The sequence below is a fragment of the Luteimonas endophytica genome (assembly GCF_029887875.1).
GTDB lineage: Bacteria > Pseudomonadota > Gammaproteobacteria > Xanthomonadales > Xanthomonadaceae > Luteimonas > Luteimonas endophytica.
Map to the genome: position 1 here is coordinate 70620 of NZ_JARXRM010000044.1, position 23584 is coordinate 94203.

The window sequence follows — 23584 nt, forward strand, 5'->3', positions numbered from 1 at the left end:
GGGTCGCGAGGAGGGTCGCGCGACGACCCCGCTGGGTGGCATACCGACAGGGCCGGTGCGCCCCCTCACGATGCTGTTGCCGACGCCGGGCGCCGGCATCGAACGCCGCCCGGTCGAGACGTGACTTCCGCCAGGACGCCTCCCCCGTGACGACCACCGGCGTTCTTCTCCGAGCCTTCCTGCCTGGCCGCGCTCCTCGGTTCGGCCGACGCTGCGGCACGTCGGGCGCGCCCCGTTTCCGTCCCGGGCCGGCCGCCGTGACCTGCGGCACTGGAAGCCGGCGGACGCCGATCGCAGGATGCCGCAACCGCCAGCCGACCCGGAGCACGGCCATGGATCGTTCACCCCGCGTCGTCCAGCGCATCGGCCCGGAAGGGCTGGCGAGGATGGATGCGCTGCTGACGATGTTCGGCGTAGCCTTCGACGAAGCGAAAACCTACGGCGCGAAGCGGCCCTCCCCGGCCTACCTGCGGCGGCTGCTGGGCAACGACGGTTTCATCGCGCTGGTGGCGGTGAAGGACGGCGAGGTGGTCGGCGGCCTGGCCGCCTACGAGCTGGTGAAATTCGAGCAGGAGCGTAGCGAGATCTACATCTACGACCTGGCGGTGGCCGCCGGACACCGGCGCCAGGGCATCGCCACGGCGCTGATCGGCGAACTGCGGACGATCGCCGCCGCGCGCGGGGCCTGGGTGGTCTTCGTACAGGCCGACTACGGCGACGAACCGGCGATCGCGCTGTACACGAAACTGGGCCGCCGCGAGGAAGTGCTGCACTTCGACATCCCGGTCGGCGCCGCCCCGCGCTGACGCGCGGGGAGGAACGGGGGCCGCCCGCCCGGCCGGGCGGCGGCGTACCGCTGCCGCCCTCAGACCTCGGCGCCCGGTACCTCGCGCAGCCTGCCCTCGTGCAGCTCCATCACCCGGTCCAGCCGCCGCGCCAGGCGACGGTCGTGGGTGACCAGCACCAGACTGGTGCGTTGGGCGCGGTTGAGCTCGAGCATCAGCTCGAAGACGGAGGCGGCGGTGCGTTCGTCCAGGTTGCCGGTAGGCTCGTCGCCGAGCACGCAAGCGGGGCGATTGACCAGCGCGCGTGCGACCGCGGCGCGCTGGCGCTCGCCGCCGGACAGTTCGCCCGGCTTGTGCTCCAGGCGCGGGCCCAGCCCCACCGACTCCAGCAGCGCGCGGGCGCGGCCGGCGGCATCGGCGACGGCGGCGCCGCCGAGCAGGACCGGCAGCATCACGTTCTCCAGCGCGGTGAACTCGGGCAGCAGGTGATGGAACTGGTAGACGAATCCGAGCGCACGGTTGCGCAGCTGGCCGCGCGCGGCGTCGGACAGCGCACTCATCCTGTGGCCGTCGACGTAGACCTCCCCCTCGCTGGGGGTATCGAGCCCGCCGAGCAGGTGCAGCAGGGTGCTCTTGCCGGCACCGGAGGCACCGAGAATGGCCACGGTTTCGCCGGCGCCCACTTCGAAGTCGAGACCGCTGAACACCGGCGTGACCAGCTTTCCCTCGCTGTAGGTCTTGCCCAGGCCCTCGGCGCGCACCGTCGCTTCGTCGCCGTGCCCCTGCATGCGCCCTCCCGGCTCGCTGTTCCGGATTCCCGACTGCAGGCTACTCATAGCGCAGCGCCTCCGCCGGGGCCGTGCGCGCCGCGCGCCAGGCCGGGTAGATGGTGGCCACCAGCGCCATCGCCAGGGCCACCAGGGCGATGATGGTGACGTCGTCTGGGTTGAGCTCGGTGGGCAGGCCGGTGATGTAGTACACGTCGGGCGGGATCAGCACCACGCCGAACGCGCCCTCGATCGCGCGCAGGATGTGCTCGAGGTTGAGGGTCAGCAGCACCCCGCCGAGCACCCCGAGCACGGTGCCGATGACCCCGATCAGCGTGCCCTGTACCACGAACACCTGCATCACCCCGCGTGGGGTCAGGCCGAGCGTGCGCAGGATGGCGATGTCGGCCTGCTTGTCGGTGACCAGCATCACCTGCGACGAGACCAGGTTGAAGGCGCCCATGGCGATGATCAGCGACAGCAGGATCGCGATCATGGTCTTCTCCAGGCGCAGCGCGCGGAACATGTTGGCGTTCTCCTGCGACCAGTCGCTCACCCGGTACGGGCCCTGCAGGCGCAGGGCGAGGTCGCGCGCGACCTCCCAGGCCAGGTTCATGTCGTGCAGGCGCAGGCGCACCCCGGTGACGCCCTCGCCGAGCCGCAGCACGCGCTGGACGTCGTGCATGTTGGCGACGGCCAGGCCCTTGTCGAACTGCTGGTGGCCGGCTTCGAAGATGCCGCTGACCGTATAGCGCTTGAGCTGCGGCACGCCGCCCATCGGCGTGGTCTGGAAATCGGTGGTGACGATCACCTTGTCGCCCACCTGCACGCCCAGCCACAGCGCCAGCTCGCGCCCGAGCACGATGTTGAAGCTGCCCGGCTGCAGGTCGTCCAGGCTGCCCTCCACCATCTTCTCGGCGATCACCGAGACATTGCGCTCGTGGGCCGGCAGTACACCCTGCAGGAAGGCCGGCTGCGGCTCGGAGCTGTTGCCGTTGATCATCGACGGACGCTCGACGTAGGGAGCGGCGCCGGCGACGCGTTCATCGCGCAGCGCCTCCTCCACCGCCTGTTCCCAGCCCAGCATGGTCGCGCCTTCCGCGCTGACGGTCGCGTGCGCGGCCATCTGCAGCAGGCGGTCGCGGATCTCGCGCTGGAAGCCGCTCATCACCGCCAACGTGGTGATCAGCGCGGTCACGCCGATGGCGATGCCGAGGATCGAGGCCAGCGAGATGAAGGAAATGAAGCCATTGCGGCGCTTGGCGCGCAGGTAGCGCAGGCCGATGGCGACGGGCAGGGGTTTGAACATCGGTACTCGCAGGCTCGGGGCGGCGCCGGCCGGCGGGCCGCGACACGAAGCCGCTATGGTGCCATCGAACTCCCCCGCCGCGCAGCCCGCGGGCCGGGAGCTGCCAGCCGCAGTTCACGGCGCCGCGCGGGCGGCAGGGTGTCGGGCCACCACGCCAGCCGCCGCACCCTGCCCCGGCCATCGCGACATTCCAGGAACGCGAGCGGGCCGCGCCAGCGCAGCCAGGCCCGGTCCACCGCCGCGCCGTCCAGCCACACCCGGCCATCCCCGCCGAAGACGCAGACGCAGCCGGGCCGGCGCGCCTCGCGCCGCAGCAGCAGGATGCCGTGGGCCAGGGCCGCGAGCGCCAGCGGCCAGGCGGCGGTAGGCGGGAGCTCCGACGCGAGCACGGCCAGCGGCGCCAGCAGCGCCATTGCCGCCAGCATCGCCATGGGCCAGCGCGACGGCCGCCATTCGATCTCGGCCCGTGGCGGGGCCGGGCGGATCGGCGCCGGCAGCGAAGGCTCAGGACAGTTCGCGGATCCGCCGGACCAGCGCGTCGAGTTCGGCATCGGGAGCAGCCTCGTAGCCCATGAACCAGCGCCAGAGCCTATCGTCCTCGCCGTCCAGAAGCTGTAGGAAAAGCCCGCGTTCGCCGTCGGATGCCGCCGCCCAGCGCTGGTCCAGGTAGCGGGTGAACAGCACGTCGAGCTCGCGCATGCCGCGGCGGCAGCGCCAGCGCAGCCGCCCCATGTCGTCGGCGCCGCTCATGCGGCCAGCAGGCCCCAGGCCAGGCGCAGCCACAGCACCAGCAGCACCAGAGCGCCGAGCGCGTAGACCCGGAAGCGGTGCATGACCTTGTTGTAACCGCAGTGGATCGCGCTGTGGGCGATACGCAGCGCGACGAAGGACCAGGCCAGCGCCTGCACCGTCGCCGTGGCCTGCCCGGTCAGCGCGGCGGTGAGCAGTGCGAAGTAGAACAGCACCGGGAGCTCGAACAGGTTGCGGAAGTTGTCGGCGGCGGTGCAGTCGGTGAGCCGCGCCGCGGCCTGGGTCGAAGTCGCGACCGCCTGCGGATGGATCCGCTCGCGCAGCATCTGCGCGACCCGGCGCCGGTACATCACCGCCATCACCACGAAGGTGAGCGCGACCATCGCCAGGCCGGGCAGCAGGATCGGCTGGATGTCCATCGTCTCCCCCGGTGGGCGCCGGCGCCCGGTTGGCGGTGCCGCCGCCAGCACCTGTTCGTGGAACGCGCGCGCTACGCCCGCGCTGCGCTCAGCCGCGCCGGGCCAGCATCATCTGCTTGATCTCGCCGATCGCCTTGGCCGGGTTCAGGCCCTTGGGACAGGTGCGGGTGCAGTTCATGATGGTGTGGCAGCGGTAGAGCCGGAACGGATCCTCGAGGTCGTCGAGCCGCGCACCGGTGTCCTCGTCGCGGCTGTCGATGATCCAGCGGTACGCCTGCAGCAGGATCGCCGGGCCGAGGTAGCGGTCGCCGTTCCACCAGTAGCTCGGACAGCTGGTGCTGCAGCAGGCGCACAGGATGCACTCGTACAGCCCGTCGAGCTTGGCCCGGTCCTCGCGCGACTGCAGCCGCTCGCGGTCCGGCGGCGGCGCGCTCTGGGTGCGCAGCCAGGGCTTGATGGCGGCGTACTGGGCGTAGAAGTGGGTCAGATCGGGGACCAGGTCCTTGACCACGTCCATGTGCGGCAGCGGGTAGATCGGCACCTCGCCGCTGCCCTTGCCGCAATCGTCGATCGCGCGCGTGCACGCAAGGGTGTTGGTGCCGTCGATGTTCATCGCGCAGCTGCCGCAGATGCCCTCGCGGCAGGAGCGGCGGAAGGTCAGCGTGGGGTCGATCTCGTTCTTGATCTTGATCAGCGCGTCCAGGACCATCGGCCCGCATTGGTCGAGATCGATCTCGTAGGTGTCGGTACTGGGGTTGCGGCCCTCGTCGGGACTCCAGCGGTACACCTTGAAGCTGCGCACGCGCTTGGCGCCGGCCGGCGCCGGATAGTGGCGGCCCTTCTGGATCTTCGAGTTCTTCGGGAGCGTGAATTCGGCCATGTGGGATCCGTGATTCGTGATGGGTGATTGGTGGTTCGAAAAGGCGGATTCGCGCGGCTCTGGCGCCTACGAATCACCCATCACGAATCACCAATCCCGGCTCTCAGTACACCCGCGCCTTGGGAGGCACCACGTCGACCTCGTCGTCGAGGGTGTACATGTGCACGGGACGGTAGCCGATGACGGTCTCGCCCTTGTCGCCGACCCAGCACAGGCTGTGCTTGTGCCAGTTGTCGTCGTCCCGGTCGCCGTAGTCCTCGCGCGCGTGGGCGCCGCGCGACTCGGTGCGGTTCTCCGCCGAGACGATGGTGGCCAGCGCCTGGCCGAGCAGGTTCTGCAGCTCCAGGGTCTCGACCAGGTCGGAGTTCCACACCATCGAACGGTCGGTGACCCGGACGTCGGCGAACGAGGCGTGGATCTCGCGGATCTTCTTCACCCCGGCGGAGAGCGTCTCGCCGGTGCGGAACACCGCGGCATCCTCCTGCATGGTGCGCTGCATGTTGTCGCGGATCACCGCGGTGGGGGTGTCGCCGGCGGCGTGGCGCACCTTGTCGAGGTTGGCCAGGGCCCGGTCGCAGGCGTCGTCGGCCAGCCGCGGGTGCGACTGGCCGGTGCGGATGGTCGCGGCGCAGCGTTCGGCCACGGCGCGGCCGAAGACCACCAGGTCGAGCAGCGAGTTGGAACCCAGGCGGTTGGCGCCGTGCACCGAGACGCAGGCGGCCTCGCCGATGGCGTACAGGCCGGGCACCACCGCATCGGGATCGCCGTCGCGCAGCTGTACCACTTCGCCGTGGTAGTTGGTGGGGATGCCGCCCATGTTGTAGTGCACCGTCGGCAGCACCGGGATCGGCTGGCGGGTGACGTCGACGCCGGCGAAGATCTTGGCGGTCTCGGCGATGCCCGGCAGCTTCTCGTGGATGTCGTTGGGGTCGAGGTGGGTCAGGTCGAGGTGGATGTGGTCCTTGCGGTCGCCCACCCCGCGACCCTCGCGGATCTCGATGGTCATCGAGCGGCTGACCACGTCGCGGCTGGCCAGGTCCTTGGCGTTGGGCGCGTAGCGCTCCATGAAGCGCTCGCCCTCGGCATTGCGCAGGATCCCGCCCTCGCCGCGCACGCCCTCGGTGATCAGGCAGCCGGCGCCGTAGATGCCGGTCGGGTGGAACTGCACGAACTCCATGTCCTGCAGGCCGAGCCCGGCGCGCAGCGCCATGCCGCCGCCGTCGCCGGTGCAGGTGTGCGCCGAGGTGCAGCTGAAGTAGGCGCGGCCGTAGCCGCCGGTGGCCAGCACCGTGCCGTGGGCGCGGAACAGGTGCAGCGTGCCCTCGGCCATGTCCAGCGCCAGCACCCCGCGACAGGCACCCTCCTCGTCCATGATCAGGTCGAGCGCGAAAAACTCGACGAAGAAGCGCGCATCGTGCGCCAGCGACTGCTGGTACAGGGTATGCAGCATCGCGTGGCCGGTGCGGTCGGCCGCGGCGCAGGTGCGCTGCGCGGTGCCCTTGCCGTAGTGCGTGGTCATGCCGCCGAACGGGCGCTGGTAGATCTTGCCGTCCTCGGTGCGCGAGAACGGCACGCCCTGGTGCTCGAGCTCGATGATCGCCGGGATCGCCTCGCGGCACATGTACTGGATCGCGTCCTGGTCGCCCAGCCAGTCGGAGCCCTTGATGGTGTCGTAGAAGTGATAGCGCCAGTCGTCCTCGCCCATGTTGCCGAGCGCGGCGGAAATGCCCCCTTGCGCCGCCACCGTGTGCGAACGGGTCGGGAATACCTTGGTGATGCAGGCGGTCTGCAGGCCCTTGGCGGCCAGGCCGAAGGTGGCGCGCAGCCCGGCGCCGCCGGCGCCCACCACGATCATGTCGTACTTGTGTTCGGTGATCTTGTACGCGGAAGTCATCGGGACCCTTTGTGCAGGCGTCAGGCCAGGAACGCGATGCGGCCGATCGCGTACAGCGCGGCGAGCGAGGCCACCACGCAGAGGAAGGTGACCAGCAACTGCAGTGCGACCTCGACCGCGCGCGCGTGCACGTAGTCCTCGATCACCACCTGCAGCCCCATCTGGGTATGCCAGAACATCGACAGCACGAAGACCGCCAGCAGGGTGGCGTTCCAGGGCCGCGCCAGCACCCCGCGCACGGTCTCCAGGTCGGCGCCGATCAGCGAGACCAGGGTCCCGACCAGCCACGGCACCAGCAGCGCGAGCACCACCGCGGTCACCCGCTGCCACCAGAAATGCCCGGTTCCGGACTTGGCCGAGCCCATGCCGCGGGCGCGGCCGATCGGGCTGCGGAAATCGCGCCGGGCCGGCGCGCGCTCCAGCTTCGCCTCGTTCATGCCCCACCCCGCAGCGCGACTATCCAGATCAGCGCGGTCAGCACCGCGGTCAGCGCGAACACCGCGTAGCCGGAGCGATACACCTCCGGTAGCTCGAAGCCCCAGCCCGAATCCCACAGCAGGTGACGGATGCCGTTGAGCAGGTGGTAGACCAGCGCCAGCGAGAAGCCGAACGCGGCGACCATGCCCAGCGGCGAGGCCAGGCAGTCGGCCGCGCTGGCGTACGCGTCGCCGCCACGGGCCACGGCCAGCAGCCACCACACCAGTCCGAACGCGCCGAGCGAGAGCGCGATGCCGGTGGCACGATGCAGGATCGACATCGTCATGGTGATCTGCCAGCGATACACCTGCAGATGCGGCGACAGGGGGCGTTCGCGGTTCCTCATCGTCGTGCAGGACTCCTCGCTGGGCGGCGCTGGCCGCGTGGCTGGACTGGCATGGTCGAGTCTACGGCCTAGAAGTCGACGCAGCGGCCGTTCTTTTCCCAGTCGCCGTAGCGGGTCGGCTCCAGCCCGTCCCGGCCACCGAACTCCGGCGCCGGTTCCGGCCGCGCAACGGGCTTTTCCGCCTGCGCGCGCTCCGTGGCGGGTGCGCTTTCACCTATCATGGCCGGGTCGTTCACGCCGCGAAGTTTAAGTCCCGCCCCCATGTCCCACAAGTCGACGCCCGCAGGAGGCGATCTTTTCGCCATTCCCGACCACGCCGTGCTGGCGCTGGAAGGGCCGGGCGCGGCGAAGTTCGCGCAGGCGCAGTTCATGAACGACGTCGCTGCGCTGGCGCCCGGGCACTGGCAGTGGAGCGGCTGGCTGACGCCCAAGGGCCGCGCGATCGCGCTGTTCGCCCTGCTCAAGCGGGACGAGGAACGACTGTGGCTGCTGCTGGCCGATGCCGCGCCGGCCGGATTCGTGGAGGCGCTGGGCCGGTTCGTGTTCCGCAGCAAGGTGCGGATCCGGATCGCCACGGAACTTAGGGTCTCCGGAACCTTCTCCGCGCCCGCGCAGGCGCACGGCGCGACGTTCGCCCGCAATGGAGACGGTTTCGAACTCGATTTCGGCACCGCCACCGGCGCGCGCACCCTGGCAGTCGGGGAGACGCCCGCAGTGGCGGACGCGGAGGCGCTCGCCCGCTGGAACGCCTTCGACCTCGCCCACGGCCGCCCGCGCCTGGACGCGACCCAGGCAGGGCAATGGACCCCGCAGCAGCTCTCGCTGGAGCGGCTGCGCGGGTACAGCGTCAGCAAGGGCTGCTATCCCGGCCAGGAAATCGTGGCGCGCACCCATTTCCTCGGCCAGGCCAAGCGCGGCCTGGCGCGGCTGGCCTGCGCCGCGGAAGTCGCGGCCGGCAGTGCGGTCATGGCGGACGGCAGGGAACTGGGCCGGGTGGTCTGCAGCCAGGCCGGTGAGCTGCTCGCCGTGCTCCCGGTCGAGCGCGCCGAGGCCGCGCTGGCCGTCGACGGCGCCCCGTGCGAGCCGCGGCCGCTGCTCGACGGCCTGGCGCGCTGAGCCGCATCCCGGCAGGGGGGACGGACCCGCGCTTGATCGCACGGCATGCTCCGCTGCTATGCTCGCGGGCCAGGGGGAAGCCGCCGCAGCGGCCGTCTCCGCGTCGCCCCGCGAGGCACCGAGCCGGCGGCCGCGACGCGCAGGGAGGGCGACGCGGAGGCGATCGGGCAACAACTGCCATCGCATCCAGAGGAAGGGGAAATGAAAAGCAATCTCGCACTCACGGCCGTCGCCACGGCCGCACTCGCGCTGTCCGCCTGCACCACCACGCCACCGCCGCCGCCGGAACCCGCCGCACCGCCGCCGGCGCCTTCGTCGTTCCTCGAGAAGCTGGGCGCCGACGGGCTGTTCGCCTTCGGCAAGTCCAGCCTCGACGACTTCAGCCCCGAAGGCCAGCGGGCGCTGGACGAGCTGGCCACGCGCCTCACCTCGGGGCGTCCCCTCGAGATCGTGCACGTGATCGGGCACAGCGATCGCATCGGCAGCGACCAGGGCAACCTGCGCCTGTCCACGCAGCGGGCCGAGGCGGTTCGTGAGTACCTGATCGACCGTGGCGTCCCCGAGGACCGCATCACCGCGGTCGGGCGGGGCAGCGTCGAGCCGATGGTCGAATGCGAGGGGGATCGCGGCCAGGAAGTGATCGACTGCCTGGCGCCGAACCGTCGCGTCGAGGTACGGGTGCATTTCGCCGACTGAAGCGGCGCGCGCCTCCCCGGGGATCGGCGCGCCTCCTTGGCTGCCCGGGTGTCAGCCGCTCCCGGGCGCCACCGCGGCGGAGCCTGCCAGCTCCGCCGCGGCGGCGACGATGTCCTGCTCCGACGGAATCACCAGGAACGCCGCGCCCGCCAGCGGGGTGAAGGTATCCGCACCCACCACCCGCCGCAGCGGCCTGTCGCCCAGCCCCGCCTCGACGATCGCGGCGAGGATGCCCTCCCCCACCCCGGCGCTGCGCCGGCCCTCGTCGACCACGATCGTGCGCGCGCACTCGCCGGCGTGGCGGGCGATGGCCGCGTCGTTGAGCGGCAGCAGCCAGCGCAGATCCACCACCCGCACCCGCCAGCCGTGCGCGGCTTCGATGGCGCGCGCCGCGCGCAGGCTCATCGGCACGCCGTTGCCGAAGGTCAGGATCGCCAGATCGGCGGCTTCCGGGGCGTAGACGCGCTCCTCGCCGAACGCCAGCGCCCGGTCGGGCTCCGGGTACGGCGTCAGCCACCGCCCGTCGCCGGGCTCGTACAGGTCCTTGGTCATGTACAGCGCGATCGGCTCGAGCAAGGCGCAGACGCGCCCGTCGACCTTGGCCAGCGCCGCCAGCGTGCGCAGCATCATCGCCGCGTCGTCGCCGCGCGAGGGGCAGCCCACCACCAGCCCCGGAATATCGCGCAGCGCGGTGATCGAGTTGTCGTTGTGGAAATGGCCGCCGAAGCCCCGCTGGTAGCCGAGCGAGGCGATCCGCATCACCATCGGATTGCGGTACTGGCCGTTGCTGAAGAACTGCAGGCTGGCGGCCTCGCCGCGGATCTGGTCGCAGGCGTTGTGGAAATAGGCCAGGTACTGGATTTCCGGGAACGGCAGCATGCCCATGTTGGCGTAGCCCTGCGCCAGGCCGAGGATGGTGGTCTCGTCGAGCAGGGTGTTGAACACCCGGCGCGCGCCGAAGGCCTTCTGCAGGCCCTTGGTGACGGTGTACACCCCGCCCTTCTGGGCCACGTCCTCGCCGAACAGCAGCGCCTCCGGGTACTTGGCGAACAGGTCGTGCAGCGCGTTGTTGATCTGGATCGCCAGGTGCCGCGGCGCCAGCTTCTCCGGCAGCTTGTCCTCGCCGCCGAACACCGCCGCGCGCGCCACCGCGTGGTCGAAGCGCTCGGCTTCCCCCCGGACCAGTTCGGGGGTGTACGGCGCCAGCGGCGCGACCACTTCCTCGAGGGTCGCCAGGCGCGGACGCCGGTCGGCATCCTCGACAGCGGCGAAGCAGCGGGCGCGGGTCTGTTCGTACAGCGCCAGCAGCGCATCCTTCGACAGCAGTCCGGACTCCAGGGCGATGGTGGCCGAACGCAGCAGCGGATCGGTCGCCTCGACCGCGCACAGCTCGGCGATGGCGCGCCACTCGATCTCGAAATCGGTACCGGCGTGCCCCATCAGCCGTGTGGTGCGCAGGTGCAGGAAGGTCGGCCGCCGGGTGCGCCGGCAGTGCTCCACCGCCTCGCGCACCTGGGCGTAGCCCGCGGCCAGGTCCAGCCCGTCGGCGGCGAAATAGTCCAGGCCCGGGCGCCCGGAAAAACTGCGCGCGATCCAGCCGTCCGGGGTCTTGACCGAGATGCCGATGCCGTTGTCCTCGCACACGAACAGCACCGGCGCCGGCAGGCGCTGGTAGGCGGTCCAGGCCGCGGCGTTGAACGCGGCCTGCGCGGTGGCGTGGTTGGCGCTGGCGTCGCCGAACGAACACACCACGATGCTGTCGTCCGGGACCGGCAGCGCGTGGCCGATCCGCCGCCCCTGCTCGACGGCGATCGCCGTCCCCAGCGCCTTGGGCAGGTGCGAAGCGATGGTGGAGGTCTGCGGCAGCACCCAGAGCGGCTTGCTTCCCCACACCTTGTGCCGTCCGCCGCTGGCCGGATCGTCCTTGCTGGCGGCGAACGACAGCGCCGAGTCCATCACCGGGTCCATGCCCGGCAGCTTGCGGAAGCGCTCGGCCATGAACCCGCCGCTGCGATAGTGCAGGAACGCCGGGTCGGTGTGGCGGGTCAGGCGCGCGACCATCGCGTTGCCCTCGTGACCGCTCGAGCCGATGGTGTAGAAGACCTTGTTCTGCACCCGCAGCACCCGCGCCATCAGGTCGAGATGACGGCTGATCAGCTGCGACTCGAGCAGCTCCACGAAGCCCCGCGCGTCCAGCGCGCTGCCGGGCAGCACCGGCGCATCATCCGCCGGGGCCGCGCCCACCGGGCGCTGCCAGTCGCGCACGAACTCGCTGAAATTGACGTCGCAGATCTCGGCGCGGTTGAGGCCGCGCATCCGCGCGGGGATGGGATCGGGCACGGGGCGGAAGGTCATCGTGTGCATGGGCGGCGGTCGAAGCCGCCTATTCTCCTATACCCGGCGCACCGGTGCCGCCACCCGGCCGGTGCCGCGGGAGCGTTCCATGCACGCGAAAGTCCGCGGCGGGACCTGCCCGGAATCTCCGCCGAGCCCACCGGGGCCACCCGCGGCCTTCGCGGCCATGGGCCGCTCCCACGAGCGGTCCCTCCCCGCCCTTCGAGGATCCGGATCGTGGCTCCGAATTGCAGCCGTAGGACCGCACGAGAGAGCAGTCGGCGCTCCCTCGGAGCGCCCGCTCCGATGCGCCGCACTCCCTGCGCGGTGTCCAGCGGCGGTCCGGTGGGATTTCGACCAAGCGAGTATCGGGGAGCGACTCGAAATCCCGCCGGACTGCCGCCCCGCGTCCTCCGTTCCGCAACCGAAAGCACAGCGACCCATCCAACTGCTCAACCAAGCGGCAGCCACCCGCACGGTATCCAGCGGCGGTCCGGTGGGATTTCGACCAAGCGAGTATCGGGGAGCGACTCGAAATCCCGCCGGACTGCCGCCCCGGGCCCCGGACCCCGGCTCTCAGCCCGAGCAGAGGCCCGCACCCGCCCACCGCGCCGCCAGCGTCACCAGCACCACCGCGACGATGTTGAGCGCGATCCCGGCGCGCGCCATCTGTCCCGTCGTGACGTGCCCGGAACCGAACACGATCGCGTTGGGCGGCGTCGCCACCGGCAGCATGAACGCGTAGCTCGCCCCCAGCCCGATCGCCACCAGCAGCGGCATCGCCGGCACCCCCAGCCCCAGTGCCGCCGCTGCCAGCACCGGCGTCAACGCGGTCGCGATCGCCGTATTGCTGGTCAGCTCGGTAGCGAAGACCACCAGGACCGTCACCGCGAACACCACCAGCAGCATCGGCGCCCCGGCCAGCCCGTAGAGCCCGCTGGCGATGAAGCCATCGACCCCGTGCGCGCCGATCGCCGCCGCCAGCGCCAGGCCGCCGCCGAACAACACCAGCACCCCCCACGGCAGCCGCACCGCCGTCTCCCAGTCGAGCGCCGCCCGCCCGCCGCCCACCGGGATCAGGAACAGCGAGAGCGCCCCGGCCATCCCGATCACCGCATCGGTCAGCCCGGGTACACCCAGCCACGCCGCCAGTTGCGGCCGCAGCACCCACGCCGCCGCGGTCAGCGAGAACACCCCCAGCACCACGCGCTCGCCCCGCGCCATCGCCCCCAGCTCGCCGAGCATCGCGCGCACCTGCGCTTCTCCCTGCGGCAGCCGCCGGATCCGCACCGGAAACGCCAGCCGCGTCAGATAGAGCCAGGCCAGCGCCAGGAACGCCAGCATCACCGGGACCCCGAAGCGCATCCACGACAGCATGGTGACGTCGCAGTCCAGGCGCTCGCGCGCGTAGCTGGCCACCACCAGGTTCGGCGGCGAACCGATCAGCGTCGCCGAACCGCCGATCGAGGCCGAATAGGCGATCGCCAGCATCAGCCCGGTGGCGAACACGCGCGCTTCGCGCTCCGGCACCTCCGCCCCCTCGCGCAACAGCATCGCCACCACCGACAGCCCCACCGGCAGCAGGATGATCGCGGCCGCGGTGTTGGAGATCCACATGCTCAGCAACGCCGTGGCGACCATGAAACCCGCCACCAGCCGCCGCGGCGAGGTCCCCACCAGCAGCAGGATGCGCAACGCGATGCGTCGGTGCAGGCCCCAGCGTTCCATCGCCAGGCCCAGCATGAAGCCGCCCATGAACAGGAAGATGATGTCGCTGGCGTAGGGCCGCGCGGCCTCGGCCGGCGACAGCACGCCGAGCAGCGGGAACACCACCACCGGCAGCAGCGCGGTCGCCGCCAGCGGCAGCGCCTCGCCGAGCCACCAGACCGCCATCCAGACCGCGACCGCAGCGGTCGCGCGGCCGGCTGGATCGAGGCCGGCAGTTTCCGCTCCTGGGATCAGCGCCCAGGTCGCCAGGCCCAGCAGCGGCCCCAGCCAGCGCGCCGCCCGACCCAGGCGGCCGGGCCTTCGCTCCGATTCCGCGCTGGGCTGCATCCGCACTCTCCGCCGGGTTCGCGCACCATAGCAGCGCGCCCGAACCCGGTCATGCTGCGCGGCGTCCGCGGCCGCTGCGGCTCAGCGCGGCCGCGCGCGCCATGCGGCGCGGTCCTGGCCCCAGATCTCGGTCGGCTCCGCATCGTAGGGCGCGGGCAGCCGGCCGCTGCGCAGCAGCCCCGACCCCAGTCGTGCGGCCAGCCGCTTCGAGGCCGCATTGGCCGGTGCGATGCAGTGGATCACGTCCTCCCAGCCGAGCCGGTCGAACGCCCAGTCCATCGCCGCCACGCCCGCTTCGGTCGCGTAGCCGGCTCCCCACGCATCGGGATGGAACGCCCAACCGACCTCGTTGCCGGGCCAGCCGTCCGGCTTCCATGGGCCGAGCTGGCCCAGCCAGCGGCCGCCGGCGCGCTCGATCACCGAGAACATCGCGAACCCCTGGATCGACCACGCGCCGGCCATGGTCAGGAACTTGCGCCAGGCGATCGCCCGCGGCACGTGGCCACCGACGTGGCGCGCCGCTTCCTCGTCGGCGTACAGCTCGGCATAGCGCTCGAAGTCCTGCTGCAGCGGCGGCCGCAGCAGCAGGCGTTCGGTTTCGATGCGGACGTCGGTCATCAGAACGCGTTGATGCCGGTCAATTCGCGCCCGACCACCAGCTGGTGCACCGTCTCGGTGCCCTCGTAGGTGATCACCGACTCCATGTTGAGCGCGTGGCGGATCGGGCAGTGTTCGGTGGTGATCCCGGCGCCACCCAGCAGGTCGCGCGCTTCGCGGGCGATGTCGATCGCCATGCGGCAGTTGTTCCACTTGGCCAGCGAGACCTGGGTCGGCTGCATCTTCCCGGCGTCCTTCAGCCGGCCGAGCTGCAGCGACAGCAGCTGCGCCGAGGTGATGCGGCGCGCCCAGTCGGCCAGCTTCAGCTGCGCGCTCTGGGTCGCGGCCACCGGGCGATCGAACAGGATCCGCTCCTTCGAATAGTTCAACGCCTCGTCCAGGCAGGCGATGGCCGCGCCGACCGGCCCCCAGGTGATGCCGTAGCGGGCCTGGGTCAGGCAGCCAAGCGGCCCCCTCAGACCCTTCACGTTGGGCAGCCGGCTGGCATCGGGAACCCGCACGTTGTCGAAGTACAGCGCACTGGTCACCGAGGCGCGCAGGCTCATCTTGTGCTTGATCTCCTGCGCGCTGAACCCGGCGAAGTCCTTCTCGAGCACGAAGCCCTGGATCCCGTCGTCGGTCTGCGCCCAGACGATGGCGATGTCGGCCAGGTTGCCGTTGGTGATCCACATCTTCGAGCCGTTGACCACCCAGTCGCCGCCGTCGCGTTTCGCGTGGGTCTTCATGTTGGCCGGGTCGGAGCCGCCCTGCGGCTCGGTCAGGCCGAAGCAGCCGATCACCTTGCCCGCGGCCATGTCCGGCAGCCAGCGCCGCCGCTGCTCCTCGCTGCCGTACGCGAAGATCGGGTACATGCACAGCGAGGACTGCACGCTGGCGAAGCTGCGGATGCCGGAATCGCCGCGCTCCAGTTCCTGGCAGATCAGCCCGTAGCTGACCGAATTCAGGCCCGCGCAGCCGTACTCCTCCGGCAGGGTCGCGCCCAGCAGGCCGAGGCCGGCGAGCTCCGGGATCAGCTCCTTCGGAAACCGTCCCTGGTCGAAGCAGTCGCCGATGATCGGCAGCACGCGCTCGTCCACCAGCCGCGCCACGCTGTCCTGGACCGCGCGTTCCTCGTCGCTGAGCAGGGAACGGACATCGTAGAGATCGTAGGGATGCAGGGCCATGGGCGCGGGATCGGTCGGGGAAACCGCCATTGTATCGCCCTGCGCGCGGCTGGCCGCATCCCGCAAAAGGAACGGGGCCGGATCGCTCCGGCCCCGTGGGGGTTCCACATGCCCGGCCGCGCCGGACCGCTACTGGCGCGATGGAGCGTCGTCGAGCGCCGCGGTCTGGGTCACGACCTGCCCATCGAGCACCGGCAACCGGTCGCCCGGCTCCTGGGCCATGCGCACGGTGCGCTCGCGGCCATCGTAGCGATAGGTCACGTCCCAGGCCACCGGCACCTCCTCGGTGCCGAGCTTGATCTTCTCGGCCGGCTTGCTGTCGGTGCGCAGGGTCCCGGTGCTGCCGTCGGGATTGCGGTAAGTGACGTTGTACGCGACCACACGCGAGGACTGCGACGTGTCCTGCACCGTGCGGCACTGGCGGTCGACGCGCTCGACTACCCGGCCGCCGACGTGGTTGCGATCGACGCGGTTGCCGATGAAGCCCCCGGCGGTGGCGCCGGCCGCCGTGGCCAGCTTGCGGCCGTTGCCGCCGCCGACCTGGTTGCCGACGAGGCCGCCGATCACCGCGCCGGCGACGGTGCCGCCGACGTTGCCGTCGCGCTCCGGCAGGCGCTCCTGCACCACCACGTCCTCGCAGACCTGCCGCGGCGAACTGCTGGTGGTGGTTTCGCTCACCGGCTCGCTGCCGATCACGGTGGCGTAGAGGTCCTGCTGCTCGGTCACGGCGACAGCATTCAACACGTCCGCGTACTCGAGCCGGCCGGCCTCTTCGAAGCCCGCTTCGCCCGCCGCCGCCTCGCCGGAGAGCGCGGTCTCCGCCTCGGCGGTTTCGCGGCCGTTGTTCTGGAACGCGGCGACGGCGACGCCGCCGACCAGGAGAGACGCAAGTGCGATTGCCAGGGTGTTGTTCTTCATCTTCGCGCTCCTCGGGGCGATCCCCCCTTATCGTCGACGCGATTCGAACATTTCCAACCTGAACAGAGGGCAGCCCACGCCTAGCCAGACTGAGTCGGCCATGAACACGGCGGCCACCGGCGGCGTGCTAGCGTGACCGCCATCCAACTGCGGAGCCCGTCATGCGCACTCTTCTGCTCGCCCCGCTGATGCGCTGGTTCGCCAGGTTGAGCTACCCGCGATTGTTCGCCGTCACCGGAGGGCTGTTCCTGCTGACCGTGCTGGTCCCCGATCCGATCCCCCTGGTCGACGAACTGCTGCTGGGCCTGGGCACCCTGTTGCTCGCCAACTGGAAGGATCGCGGCCGCAGCGCCGGCGCGCCCAGGCCACCGATCGACGGTCAGGCCACGCGCCGCCGCTGAGCACCGTGACGCCCGCGCTCGTCGACACCCATTGCCACCTGGATGCCGGCGAATTCGACGGCGACCGCGCTGCCGTGGTCGCGCGCGCGGTGCAGGCGGGCGTCACCCGCCAGGTGGTGCCCGCCACGCACGCCGCCGCCTGGCCGCGGTTGCGCGAAGTCTGCAACTCGGCGCCCGGCCTGTCTCCCGCCTACGGGCTGCACCCCACCTTTCTCGAACACCATCGCCCGGAGCACCTGGACGAGCTGCGCGACTGGCTCGGCCGCGAACGCCCGGTGGCGGTGGGCGAATGCGGGCTGGACCACTACATCGAAGGGCTCGACCGCGCCGCGCAGCAGCGCTACTTCGAAGGCCAGCTGGAGCTGGCGCGCGAGTTCGACCTGCCGTTGATCGTCCACGCCCGCCGCGCGGTGGAGGCGGTGATCATGGCGATCCGGCGGGTCGGCGGCCTGCGCGGCGTGGTGCACAGCTTCGCCGGCAGCGAAGAGCAGGCCCGGCAGCTGTGGCGGCTGGACTTCCTGATCGGCCTCGGCGGTCCGCTCACCTACCATCGCGCCAAGCGCCTGCACCGGATCGTGGCCGGGATGCCGCTCGAACGGCTGCTGCTCGAGACCGACGCCCCGGACCAGCCGGATGCGTCGATCCGCGGCCAGCGCAACGAACCCGCGCGGCTGCGGCGGGTACTGGAGACCGTCGCCGAACTGCGCGGCGAAGACCCCGACCGGATCGCCACGGTCACCAGCGCCAATGCCGCCGGGCTGTTCGGGCTGGCGGATGCCCCGCAGCCCTAGGCGTTCCCCGCCGGCCTTTCGGGCAGGGCATCGATCCGCGCCCCTTTTCGCAACAGCAGTTCCAGTGCCTTGCCGGCAGCGGCGAACCCGAACGCACCGGTGATGTGGGTGGCCGCGCCGAGCCCCGCGCCGCAGTCGAGCTTGAGCGCCGCATCCGGATCCAGCCGGGGCCGCAGCCCGCAGACGCTGCCGTCGGCCTGGGGATAGCGCACGTTCTCCAGCGAGTACACGGCGGCCACGCCGAAGTAGCGCTTCGGGCCCCGCGGGAAGCCGAACTCGGCGCGCAGCTTCTTGCGCACCAGCGCCAGCATCGCGTCGTGCTCGGTGCGCGAGAGATCGCGCACCCGCACCAGTGCAGGATCGATCCTGCCGCCGGCGGAGCCGACCGTGATCACCGGCTGCTTGCGCCGGCGGCACCATGCGATCGCCTCGACCTTGCTGCGGAAACTGTCGCAGGCGTCGACCACCAGGTCGAAGCCGCGGTCGAGCAGCACATCGAGATTCGACGGGGTCAGGAACGCCGCAACCGGCTCCACCTGCATGCGCGGGCTGATCGCCAGGCAGCGTTCCGCCATCGCCTCGGCTTTGCCGCGCCCGTACTGGCCGAGCAGCGCCGGCAGCTGCCTGTTGGTGTTGGACAGGCACAGGTCGTCGGCGTCGACCAGGGTGAGGTGTCCCAGGCCGCTCCTGGCCAGCGCTTCGACCAGCCACGAACCGACCCCGCCGAGCCCGATCACCGCCACCCGTGCGCCCGCCAGCCGCGCCACCGTACCGCGCCCGTAAAGCCGGTCGATGCCGGAAAAGCGATCGCTCCAGTCCTGATCCATGCACATAGTCTAGCGGCGGCGCCTCGCGCTCGGCGGCGCCTGGCCGCCGCGCCGGCGTGCTATGTTCGCCCTGGCGGCAGCACGCCGAACGCACGGAGCCAGCCATGTCGACCTCACCCGACGACACCACCACCCGCAGGCCGTCCGCAGCCGGCCGCTACCTGTTCCTGTTCCTGCTCGGCCTGGCGGTCGGCGTGGTCGCCACGGTCATGGTGGTTCGCGCGCTCGAAGCCCGGGCCGATCACTTCCCCGACAGCGTGATGCACGTCCAGCAGTGGCACCTGGAGCAGCTGCGCAGCCGCGTCGACGAAAACCGCTGCGGCGCGACCGACATCCTGCCGCACTTGCGCGCGCTGCGGACCATGAGCGACAACCTCGAGCCGGCGTTTCCCGATCTGCGCGAGGACCGCCGCTTCGCCCAGCATGCCAGCGGCATGCGCGCCACCCTGGACGATGCCCTGGCGTCCCCGCCGCTCAACTGCGCCGGGCTGGGCACCACGGCCAAGGAGATCGGCGAATCCTGCAGCAGCTGCCACCGCGATTTCCGCGGCTGACGGCACCGGGCCCGGCGCGCTGAACCCCGGCTGCACCGGGCCTGCCGGCCCGTGCCGGCAGGCCGCGAATTGTCGGGGTGTTCACGAAGACACTCCTAGGCTCGCCTCGTGGAGCACTGGCCGCTGGCCGGCTCCCTTTCCCGATATCCAATCCGGAGACAGACGCGATGAAGACCCGACTGATCGGCACCGCCGCGATCGCAGCCGCCCTGGCCTTGGCCGGCTGCGCCAGCACCTCCCCGGGCTACGGCAGCGGATACGGGAGCGCCCCGCAATCCGGCTACGGCAGTTCCTGCTACGACTGCGGCACCGTGACCCGCATCGAACGCACCAACGACGGAAAGCCGAACATCGCCGGCCCGCTGCTGGGCGGCGTGGTGGGCGCGGTCGCCGGCAAGGAGCTCGCGCGTCGCAACACCGACAGCGAGGGCCGGCGCAATGTCGCCACGGCCGGCGGCGCGATCGCCGGTGCGGTCGCGGGCAATGCGATCCAGAACCGGGTCGAGGGCAGCGGCACCTACAACGTGCACGTGCGGATGGACGACGGCCGCACGATGGTGCTGTCCCAGGCCGAGATCGGCGGCCTGCGCGAGGGCAGCTACGTGCGGGTGCAGAACGGCCGGGCCTACGCGCGCTGACTCTCGCCGCCGGCCACATGAAAAACCCGGCCTCGCGGCCGGGTTTTTTCGTTGCCGGCCCTCCGGCCGGCCGGTGGCTCAGGCAGATTCGACCGCGTCGGCCTGCAGGCCCTTCTGCCCCTGGACGACCACGAAGCTCACCTTCTGCCCTTCCTTGAGGCTCTTGAACCCTTCCATCTGGATCGCGCGGAAATGCACGAACACGTCCTCGCCGCTCTCGCGGCTGATGAAGCCGAAACCCTTCGCGTCGTTGAACCACTTCACGGTACCGATCTCGCGGTTTGACATGCATCACTCCCTGGAACTGATCGCTGCTCTGTAGGATCGACCGGCACCGATGCCGGCGGCTGGTTGCAAGGAGGAAGCGGGAACCGCGATGTGGCTGGCCGGAGACCGGGAGCGCGGATCGACTGCACCCAGGCCACGTTTCAGGTGACCTTGACAAACACAGCGCGAGCAAATTACCCCGGCATTTGCCAGAATGCAATCGCGTCCCACGGCCTTTCCCGGCCACCCTCCGCGATCATCCCGCCCCTTCCGGAAAGCCATGGAACCGCAGTCAATCTGGTATGCGATCGCGCTGGTCCTGGTGCTTGCCGGGCTCGCCGGGACCGTGCTGCCGGCCCTGCCGGGCCTGCCGCTGGTGTTCGCCGGCATGGTGCTCGCCGCCTGGGCAGGCGGGTTCGCCGAGGTCGGCGCGGCGGCCCTGGTCGCGCTGGGCGTCCTGACCCTGCTTTCGGTGCTGGTCGACTTCTGGGCCACGGCGATGGGCGCCAAGCGCGTCGGCGCCAGCCGTACGGCACTGGTCGGCGCGGTGGTGGGTACCTTCGCCGGACTGTTCTTCGGCATCGTCGGGGTGTTCGTCGGGCCGTTTCTGGGGGCGATGGCCGGCGAGCTGCTGCACCGGCGGCGGGTCGACCCGCGCGGCTTCGGCCATGCCACCCGGGTCGGCGCTGGCACCTGGATCGGCATCGTCGTGGCCGTGGCGCTGAAGCTCATGCTCGCCTGCGCGATGATCGGCATCTTCGCCCTGGCCTGGTTCACCTGAGGATTCGCAATGACCCGCAACTCCGCCGCGCTCGCCGCCGCCATCGCCCTCTCCTTGGCATCCTGGACCGCCCGCGCCGCCGACCCGGCGGCGGCGCTCGAGGCCTGCCTCGCCATCGAGAACGATCCGATGCGCCTGGCCTGCTACGACGAGGCGATGCAGCGCACCGCCCTAGATCCCGCCACCGCCGACGCCGCCGCCGAACAGGCCAGGCAGGTGCAGGATTCGGTGCCGGCGGCGGGCCCGGGTGGCGACACCGCCGTTGCCGGCTCCGAACAGGCAGCCGCCAACCGGCTGTCCGAGCTGTTCGCACACGACGACAGCGACCCGATCCGCGCCGCCATCGCCAACGTCGGCAAGGGTTCGCTGCTCGACACCCGCTGGGAGCTGGCGCGCGACTCGAAGCTCGGACTGTTCAACTTTCGCGCCTACAAGCCGGTCTACCTGCTGCCCGCCTTCTGGACCACCGACACCAATCCCGCACCGCGCTCTCCCAACCCGGACAACACCGTCACCGAACCCGCCCAGATCGACAACCTCGAGGCCAAGTTCCAGCTCAGCTTCAAGACCAAGGCGCTGGAGAACCTGTTCGGCGACAACGGCGACCTGTGGATGGGCTACACCCAGAGCTCGCGCTGGCAGATCTACAACAGCGAGTCCTCGCGCCCGTTCCGCGAGACCAACTACGAGCCGGAGATCCTGCTGGTGTTCCGCAACGGCTACAGCCTGCCGGGCGGCTGGCACGGGCGGATGTCGGCGATCGGCATCAACCACCAGTCGAACGGTCGCGAGGACCCGCTGTCGCGCAGCTGGAACCGGGTGATGTTCAACTTCGGCTTCGATCGCGAGGACTGGGCGCTCATGGTCCGTCCCTGGGTGCGGATCTCGGACGGCAGCGACGACGACAATCCCGACATCGAGGACTACATGGGCCGCGGCGACCTCACCCTGGTCCATGTGCGCGGCGGCCACCAGTTCTCGCTGATGGCGCGCCACTCGCTGCGCGGCGGCGACCGCTCGCACGGAGCGCTGCAGTTCGACTGGGGCTTCCCCATCCACCGCGCGTTCCGCGGCCACGTGCAGCTGTTCGACGGCTACGGCGAGAGCCTGATCGACTACAACCACCGCGCCACCTACATCGGCCTGGGCATCTCCCTGCAGGAATGGTTCTAGCGGCTACCGGCGCTCCAGCAGCGTCGATGGACGCTAGTAGCCGGTCTCGCGCAACGAAGCCCGGACCTGCTCGTGGGTCGCCTGGATGTCCTGCGGCGGTTCACGACCGAGCAGGCTGACCACGATGATCGCGGCGGTCGCCGCCGCGAAGCCGGGCACCATCTCGTAGAGCTCGAAGCCGAAACGTCCGATCGCGACCTGCTTCCACAAGATCACGGTCGCGGCCCCGGTCACCATGCCGGCCAGCGCACCGTTGCGGGTCATGCGGCCCCAGAACAGCGCCAGCAGCACCACCGGGCCGAACGCGGCGCCGAAACCGGCCCAGGCGTAGGACACCAGCCCCAGCACCCGGCTGTCAGGATCGCGCGCCAGCCACAGCGACAGCAGCGCGACCAGCAGCACGCTGGCACGGCCGACCCAGACCAGCTCGTACTGTCCCGCCTGCTTGCGGAGGAAGCCGCGATAGAAATCTTCCGACAGCACGCTCGAGCACACCAGCAGCTGGCTGGACAACGTGCTCATCACCGCCGCCAGGATCGCCGAGAGGATGATGCCGGCGACCCATGGGTTGAACAACTGCTCGACCAGGCTGATGAAGACGCGTTCGGCATTGGCCTCGACCGGCCCGGCGGCGCCGGGGTTGGCGGCGTAGTAGGCGATGCCCAGGAAGCCCACGGTCAGCGAACCCGCCAGGCACAGGGTCATCCAGCCCATGCCGATCCGCCGCGCCACCGGGATGGTGGCGATGCTGTCGGCGGCCATGAAGCGCGCCAGGATGTGCGGCTGGCCGAAATAGCCCAGCCCCCACGCCAGCAGCGACACGATCCCGACCCAGCCGAGCTGGCCGCCGCGGAACCAGTCCAGCCGCGATGGATCGACGCCGCGGATCGCCCCCATGGCGGCCTCGAACCCGCCGACGTGCATCATCACGATCACCGGCGTGAGCAGCAGCGCGAAGAACATCAGGGTGCCCTGCGCGGTATCGGTCCAGCTGACCGCCAGGAATCCGCCGACCAGGGTGTAGAGGATGGTCACCGCGGCGCCCCACCAGATCGCCTGCGCATAGGGCATGCCGAACACGCTCTCGAACAGGCGCGCGCCGGCGACCACGCCGGAAGCGCAGTAGACCGCGAAGAACACCAGGATCACCGTCGCCGAGAGCACCCGCAGGGCGCGGCCGCGGTCCTGGAAACGGCTGGTGAAGAAGTCCGGCAGGGTCAGCGCGTTGCTGGTTCGCTCGGTATAGACCCGCAGCGGGCCGGCGACGTATTTCCAGTTGAGCCAGGCGCCGCCGACCAGGCCGATGGCGATCCAGGCCTCGGACAGGCCGCCGAGGTACATCGCGCCGGGCAGCCCCATCAGCAGCCAGCCGCTCATGTCCGAGGCGCCGGCCGACAGCGCCGTCACCCCAGGCCCCAGCCGCCGCCCGCCGAGAATGTAGTCGTCGAAGTTCTTGGTCGAGCGCCAGGCAATGAAGCCGATCAGCACCATCGCCGCGAGGTAGACGGTGAACATGACGATGAGCGGCGTGCTTGCTGCCAGCATGGGCGGAGGCTCCTCGGGTAGGCATGGGCGGCGGCCGATCGCGCCGCGAATAGACCAGCCTAACGCAGGCGGCCGTCGAG

Annotated in this window: 27 protein-coding genes; 9 read left to right on the forward strand and 18 right to left on the reverse strand. The window is 70.8% G+C overall.

What is annotated here, in order from left to right:
• The first annotated feature begins 332 nt into the window (after positions 1-332).
• Positions 333-806 carry an AAC(3)-I family aminoglycoside N-acetyltransferase gene (locus QFW77_RS15405; protein ID WP_280575668.1) on the forward strand — a complete coding sequence of 158 codons (474 nt, stop codon included), beginning with the start codon at positions 333-335 and terminating at the stop codon, positions 804-806.
• A 59-nt stretch (positions 807-865) separates the two neighbouring features.
• Here the strand turns inward: QFW77_RS15405 and lolD are convergent, their stop codons facing one another.
• The 10 genes from lolD to QFW77_RS15455 form a co-directional block, all read right to left on the reverse strand.
• On the reverse strand, positions 866-1573 hold the full coding sequence (gene lolD, locus QFW77_RS15410; RefSeq protein WP_280575794.1) for a lipoprotein-releasing ABC transporter ATP-binding protein LolD: 708 nt from the start codon (positions 1571-1573) through the stop codon (positions 866-868).
• A gap of 40 nt (positions 1574-1613) precedes the next feature.
• Positions 1614-2861, reverse strand: a complete 1248-nt coding sequence (locus QFW77_RS15415) for a lipoprotein-releasing ABC transporter permease subunit (RefSeq protein ID WP_280575669.1) — start codon at positions 2859-2861, stop codon at positions 1614-1616.
• Positions 2862-2914: 53 nt separating this feature from the next.
• The gene (locus QFW77_RS15420; protein ID WP_280575670.1) at positions 2915-3292 is read right to left on the reverse strand and encodes a hypothetical protein; all 378 of its coding nucleotides are present in this window, start codon (positions 3290-3292) and stop codon (positions 2915-2917) included.
• A gap of 73 nt (positions 3293-3365) precedes the next feature.
• Positions 3366-3611: an FAD assembly factor SdhE gene (locus QFW77_RS15425; protein ID WP_280575671.1), complete on the reverse strand. Its 246-nt coding sequence runs from the start codon at positions 3609-3611 to the stop codon at positions 3366-3368.
• Complete coding sequence (locus tag QFW77_RS15430; RefSeq protein WP_280575672.1) at positions 3608-4030, reverse strand: MAPEG family protein; 423 nt, start codon at positions 4028-4030, stop codon at positions 3608-3610. Before QFW77_RS15430 ends, QFW77_RS15425 begins: the two co-directional genes overlap by 4 nt.
• Positions 4031-4118: 88 nt before the next feature.
• Complete coding sequence (locus QFW77_RS15435; RefSeq protein WP_280575673.1) at positions 4119-4910, reverse strand: succinate dehydrogenase iron-sulfur subunit; 792 nt, start codon at positions 4908-4910, stop codon at positions 4119-4121.
• A 103-nt stretch (positions 4911-5013) separates the two neighbouring features.
• On the reverse strand, positions 5014-6804 hold the full coding sequence (sdhA, locus tag QFW77_RS15440; RefSeq protein ID WP_280575674.1) for a succinate dehydrogenase flavoprotein subunit: 1791 nt from the start codon (positions 6802-6804) through the stop codon (positions 5014-5016).
• A 20-nt stretch (positions 6805-6824) separates the two neighbouring features.
• On the reverse strand, positions 6825-7241 hold the full coding sequence (gene sdhD, locus QFW77_RS15445) for a succinate dehydrogenase, hydrophobic membrane anchor protein (RefSeq protein ID WP_280575675.1): 417 nt from the start codon (positions 7239-7241) through the stop codon (positions 6825-6827).
• Positions 7238-7627, reverse strand: coding sequence for a succinate dehydrogenase, cytochrome b556 subunit (sdhC, locus tag QFW77_RS15450; protein ID WP_280575677.1), 390 nt, complete (start codon positions 7625-7627; stop codon positions 7238-7240). The genes sdhD and sdhC overlap by 4 nt, the downstream gene beginning before the upstream one ends.
• A 68-nt stretch (positions 7628-7695) precedes the next feature.
• Complete coding sequence (locus QFW77_RS15455; RefSeq protein ID WP_280575678.1) at positions 7696-7863, reverse strand: DUF1674 domain-containing protein; 168 nt, start codon at positions 7861-7863, stop codon at positions 7696-7698.
• Positions 7864-7888: 25 nt separating this feature from the next.
• Here QFW77_RS15455 and ygfZ point away from each other — a divergent pair, with 25 nt between their 5' ends.
• Positions 7889-8743: a CAF17-like 4Fe-4S cluster assembly/insertion protein YgfZ gene (ygfZ, locus tag QFW77_RS15460; RefSeq protein WP_280575679.1), complete on the forward strand. Its 855-nt coding sequence runs from the start codon at positions 7889-7891 to the stop codon at positions 8741-8743.
• 201 nt (positions 8744-8944) lie between these two features.
• Positions 8945-9439 (forward strand): OmpA family protein, encoded by a 495-nt coding sequence (locus QFW77_RS15465; protein WP_280575680.1) that lies wholly within the window; start codon positions 8945-8947, stop codon positions 9437-9439.
• Positions 9440-9490: 51 nt separating this feature from the next.
• Here QFW77_RS15465 and QFW77_RS15470 read toward each other — a convergent pair whose 3' ends face one another.
• The 5 genes from QFW77_RS15470 to QFW77_RS15490 all read right to left on the reverse strand — a co-directional run bounded on the left by QFW77_RS15470 (position 9491) and on the right by QFW77_RS15490 (position 16527).
• Positions 9491-11794 carry a thiamine pyrophosphate-dependent enzyme gene (locus tag QFW77_RS15470; RefSeq protein WP_280575681.1) on the reverse strand — a complete coding sequence of 768 codons (2304 nt, stop codon included), beginning with the start codon at positions 11792-11794 and terminating at the stop codon, positions 9491-9493.
• 555 nt (positions 11795-12349) lie between these two features.
• Positions 12350-13828, reverse strand: coding sequence for an SLC13 family permease (locus QFW77_RS15475; RefSeq protein WP_280575682.1), 1479 nt, complete (start codon positions 13826-13828; stop codon positions 12350-12352).
• An 81-nt stretch (positions 13829-13909) separates the two neighbouring features.
• Positions 13910-14446, reverse strand: coding sequence for a GNAT family N-acetyltransferase (locus tag QFW77_RS15480; RefSeq protein WP_280575683.1), 537 nt, complete (start codon positions 14444-14446; stop codon positions 13910-13912).
• Positions 14446-15609: an acyl-CoA dehydrogenase family protein gene (locus QFW77_RS15485; protein WP_280575684.1), complete on the reverse strand. Its 1164-nt coding sequence runs from the start codon at positions 15607-15609 to the stop codon at positions 14446-14448. The genes QFW77_RS15480 and QFW77_RS15485 overlap by 1 nt, the downstream gene beginning before the upstream one ends.
• Positions 15610-15738: 129 nt before the next feature.
• On the reverse strand, positions 15739-16527 hold the full coding sequence (locus QFW77_RS15490; protein WP_280575685.1) for a glycine zipper 2TM domain-containing protein: 789 nt from the start codon (positions 16525-16527) through the stop codon (positions 15739-15741).
• Between the two features lie 161 nt (positions 16528-16688).
• On the opposite strand from QFW77_RS15490, the gene QFW77_RS15495 reads away from it, so the two are divergent.
• Both QFW77_RS15495 and QFW77_RS15500 read left to right on the forward strand, forming a co-directional pair.
• Positions 16689-16928 (forward strand): DUF6116 family protein, encoded by a 240-nt coding sequence (locus tag QFW77_RS15495; protein WP_280575686.1) that lies wholly within the window; start codon positions 16689-16691, stop codon positions 16926-16928.
• Between the two features lie 5 nt (positions 16929-16933).
• A complete protein-coding gene (locus tag QFW77_RS15500; protein WP_280575687.1) occupies positions 16934-17719 on the forward strand; it encodes a TatD family hydrolase in 786 nt (261 codons plus the stop codon).
• Here QFW77_RS15500 and QFW77_RS15505 read toward each other — a convergent pair.
• Positions 17716-18546: a tRNA threonylcarbamoyladenosine dehydratase gene (locus QFW77_RS15505; protein ID WP_280575688.1), complete on the reverse strand. Its 831-nt coding sequence runs from the start codon at positions 18544-18546 to the stop codon at positions 17716-17718. The genes QFW77_RS15500 and QFW77_RS15505 overlap by 4 nt on opposite strands.
• Before the next feature lie 104 nt (positions 18547-18650).
• On the opposite strand from QFW77_RS15505, the gene QFW77_RS15510 reads away from it, so the two are divergent.
• Entirely contained in the window at positions 18651-19100 is a 450-nt protein-coding gene (locus QFW77_RS15510) for a hypothetical protein (protein ID WP_280575689.1), read from the forward strand.
• A 167-nt stretch (positions 19101-19267) separates the two neighbouring features.
• Complete coding sequence (locus QFW77_RS15515) at positions 19268-19738, forward strand: glycine zipper 2TM domain-containing protein (RefSeq protein WP_280575690.1); 471 nt, start codon at positions 19268-19270, stop codon at positions 19736-19738.
• Positions 19739-19816: 78 nt separating this feature from the next.
• On the opposite strand, the gene QFW77_RS15520 is transcribed toward QFW77_RS15515, so the two are convergent.
• A complete protein-coding gene (locus tag QFW77_RS15520) occupies positions 19817-20026 on the reverse strand; it encodes a cold-shock protein (protein ID WP_280575691.1) in 210 nt (69 codons plus the stop codon).
• 259 nt (positions 20027-20285) lie between these two features.
• On the opposite strand from QFW77_RS15520, the gene QFW77_RS15525 reads away from it, so the two are divergent.
• Together QFW77_RS15525 and QFW77_RS15530 are read left to right on the forward strand one after the other, a co-directional pair.
• On the forward strand, positions 20286-20786 hold the full coding sequence (locus tag QFW77_RS15525; RefSeq protein ID WP_280575692.1) for a DUF456 domain-containing protein: 501 nt from the start codon (positions 20286-20288) through the stop codon (positions 20784-20786).
• A 9-nt stretch (positions 20787-20795) separates the two neighbouring features.
• Positions 20796-21959 (forward strand): phospholipase A, encoded by a 1164-nt coding sequence (locus tag QFW77_RS15530; protein ID WP_425603357.1) that lies wholly within the window; start codon positions 20796-20798, stop codon positions 21957-21959.
• Between the two features lie 33 nt (positions 21960-21992).
• Here the strand turns inward: QFW77_RS15530 and putP are convergent, their stop codons facing one another.
• A complete protein-coding gene (gene putP, locus QFW77_RS15535; protein WP_280575693.1) occupies positions 21993-23504 on the reverse strand; it encodes a sodium/proline symporter PutP in 1512 nt (503 codons plus the stop codon).
• Positions 23505-23584: the final 80 nt, after the last annotated feature.

Excerpts from the sequence above, each read along its gene's own strand:
- QFW77_RS15405 (WP_280575668.1), top strand. The coding sequence starts at position 333 with ATGGATCGTTCACCCCGCGTCGTCCAGCGCATCGGCCCGGAAGGGCTG.
- lolD (WP_280575794.1), bottom strand. The coding sequence starts at position 1,573 with ATGCAGGGGCACGGCGACGAAGCGACGGTGCGCGCCGAGGGCCTGGGC.
- QFW77_RS15415 (WP_280575669.1), bottom strand. The coding sequence starts at position 2,861 with ATGTTCAAACCCCTGCCCGTCGCCATCGGCCTGCGCTACCTGCGCGCC.
- QFW77_RS15420 (WP_280575670.1), bottom strand. The coding sequence starts at position 3,292 with ATGGCGATGCTGGCGGCAATGGCGCTGCTGGCGCCGCTGGCCGTGCTC.
- QFW77_RS15425 (WP_280575671.1), bottom strand. The coding sequence starts at position 3,611 with ATGAGCGGCGCCGACGACATGGGGCGGCTGCGCTGGCGCTGCCGCCGC.
- QFW77_RS15430 (WP_280575672.1), bottom strand. The coding sequence starts at position 4,030 with ATGGACATCCAGCCGATCCTGCTGCCCGGCCTGGCGATGGTCGCGCTC.
- QFW77_RS15435 (WP_280575673.1), bottom strand. The coding sequence starts at position 4,910 with ATGGCCGAATTCACGCTCCCGAAGAACTCGAAGATCCAGAAGGGCCGC.
- sdhA (WP_280575674.1), bottom strand. The coding sequence starts at position 6,804 with ATGACTTCCGCGTACAAGATCACCGAACACAAGTACGACATGATCGTG.
- sdhD (WP_280575675.1), bottom strand. The coding sequence starts at position 7,241 with ATGAACGAGGCGAAGCTGGAGCGCGCGCCGGCCCGGCGCGATTTCCGC.
- sdhC (WP_280575677.1), bottom strand. The coding sequence starts at position 7,627 with ATGAGGAACCGCGAACGCCCCCTGTCGCCGCATCTGCAGGTGTATCGC.
- ygfZ (WP_280575679.1), top strand. The coding sequence starts at position 7,889 with ATGTCCCACAAGTCGACGCCCGCAGGAGGCGATCTTTTCGCCATTCCC.
- QFW77_RS15465 (WP_280575680.1), top strand. The coding sequence starts at position 8,945 with ATGAAAAGCAATCTCGCACTCACGGCCGTCGCCACGGCCGCACTCGCG.
- QFW77_RS15470 (WP_280575681.1), bottom strand. The coding sequence starts at position 11,794 with ATGACCTTCCGCCCCGTGCCCGATCCCATCCCCGCGCGGATGCGCGGC.
- QFW77_RS15475 (WP_280575682.1), bottom strand. The coding sequence starts at position 13,828 with ATGCAGCCCAGCGCGGAATCGGAGCGAAGGCCCGGCCGCCTGGGTCGG.
- QFW77_RS15480 (WP_280575683.1), bottom strand. The coding sequence starts at position 14,446 with ATGACCGACGTCCGCATCGAAACCGAACGCCTGCTGCTGCGGCCGCCG.
- QFW77_RS15485 (WP_280575684.1), bottom strand. The coding sequence starts at position 15,609 with ATGGCCCTGCATCCCTACGATCTCTACGATGTCCGTTCCCTGCTCAGC.
- QFW77_RS15490 (WP_280575685.1), bottom strand. The coding sequence starts at position 16,527 with ATGAAGAACAACACCCTGGCAATCGCACTTGCGTCTCTCCTGGTCGGC.
- QFW77_RS15495 (WP_280575686.1), top strand. The coding sequence starts at position 16,689 with ATGCGCACTCTTCTGCTCGCCCCGCTGATGCGCTGGTTCGCCAGGTTG.
- QFW77_RS15505 (WP_280575688.1), bottom strand. The coding sequence starts at position 18,546 with ATGGATCAGGACTGGAGCGATCGCTTTTCCGGCATCGACCGGCTTTAC.
- QFW77_RS15510 (WP_280575689.1), top strand. The coding sequence starts at position 18,651 with ATGTCGACCTCACCCGACGACACCACCACCCGCAGGCCGTCCGCAGCC.
- QFW77_RS15515 (WP_280575690.1), top strand. The coding sequence starts at position 19,268 with ATGAAGACCCGACTGATCGGCACCGCCGCGATCGCAGCCGCCCTGGCC.
- QFW77_RS15520 (WP_280575691.1), bottom strand. The coding sequence starts at position 20,026 with ATGTCAAACCGCGAGATCGGTACCGTGAAGTGGTTCAACGACGCGAAG.
- QFW77_RS15525 (WP_280575692.1), top strand. The coding sequence starts at position 20,286 with ATGGAACCGCAGTCAATCTGGTATGCGATCGCGCTGGTCCTGGTGCTT.
- QFW77_RS15530 (WP_425603357.1), top strand. The coding sequence starts at position 20,796 with ATGACCCGCAACTCCGCCGCGCTCGCCGCCGCCATCGCCCTCTCCTTG.
- putP (WP_280575693.1), bottom strand. The coding sequence starts at position 23,504 with ATGCTGGCAGCAAGCACGCCGCTCATCGTCATGTTCACCGTCTACCTC.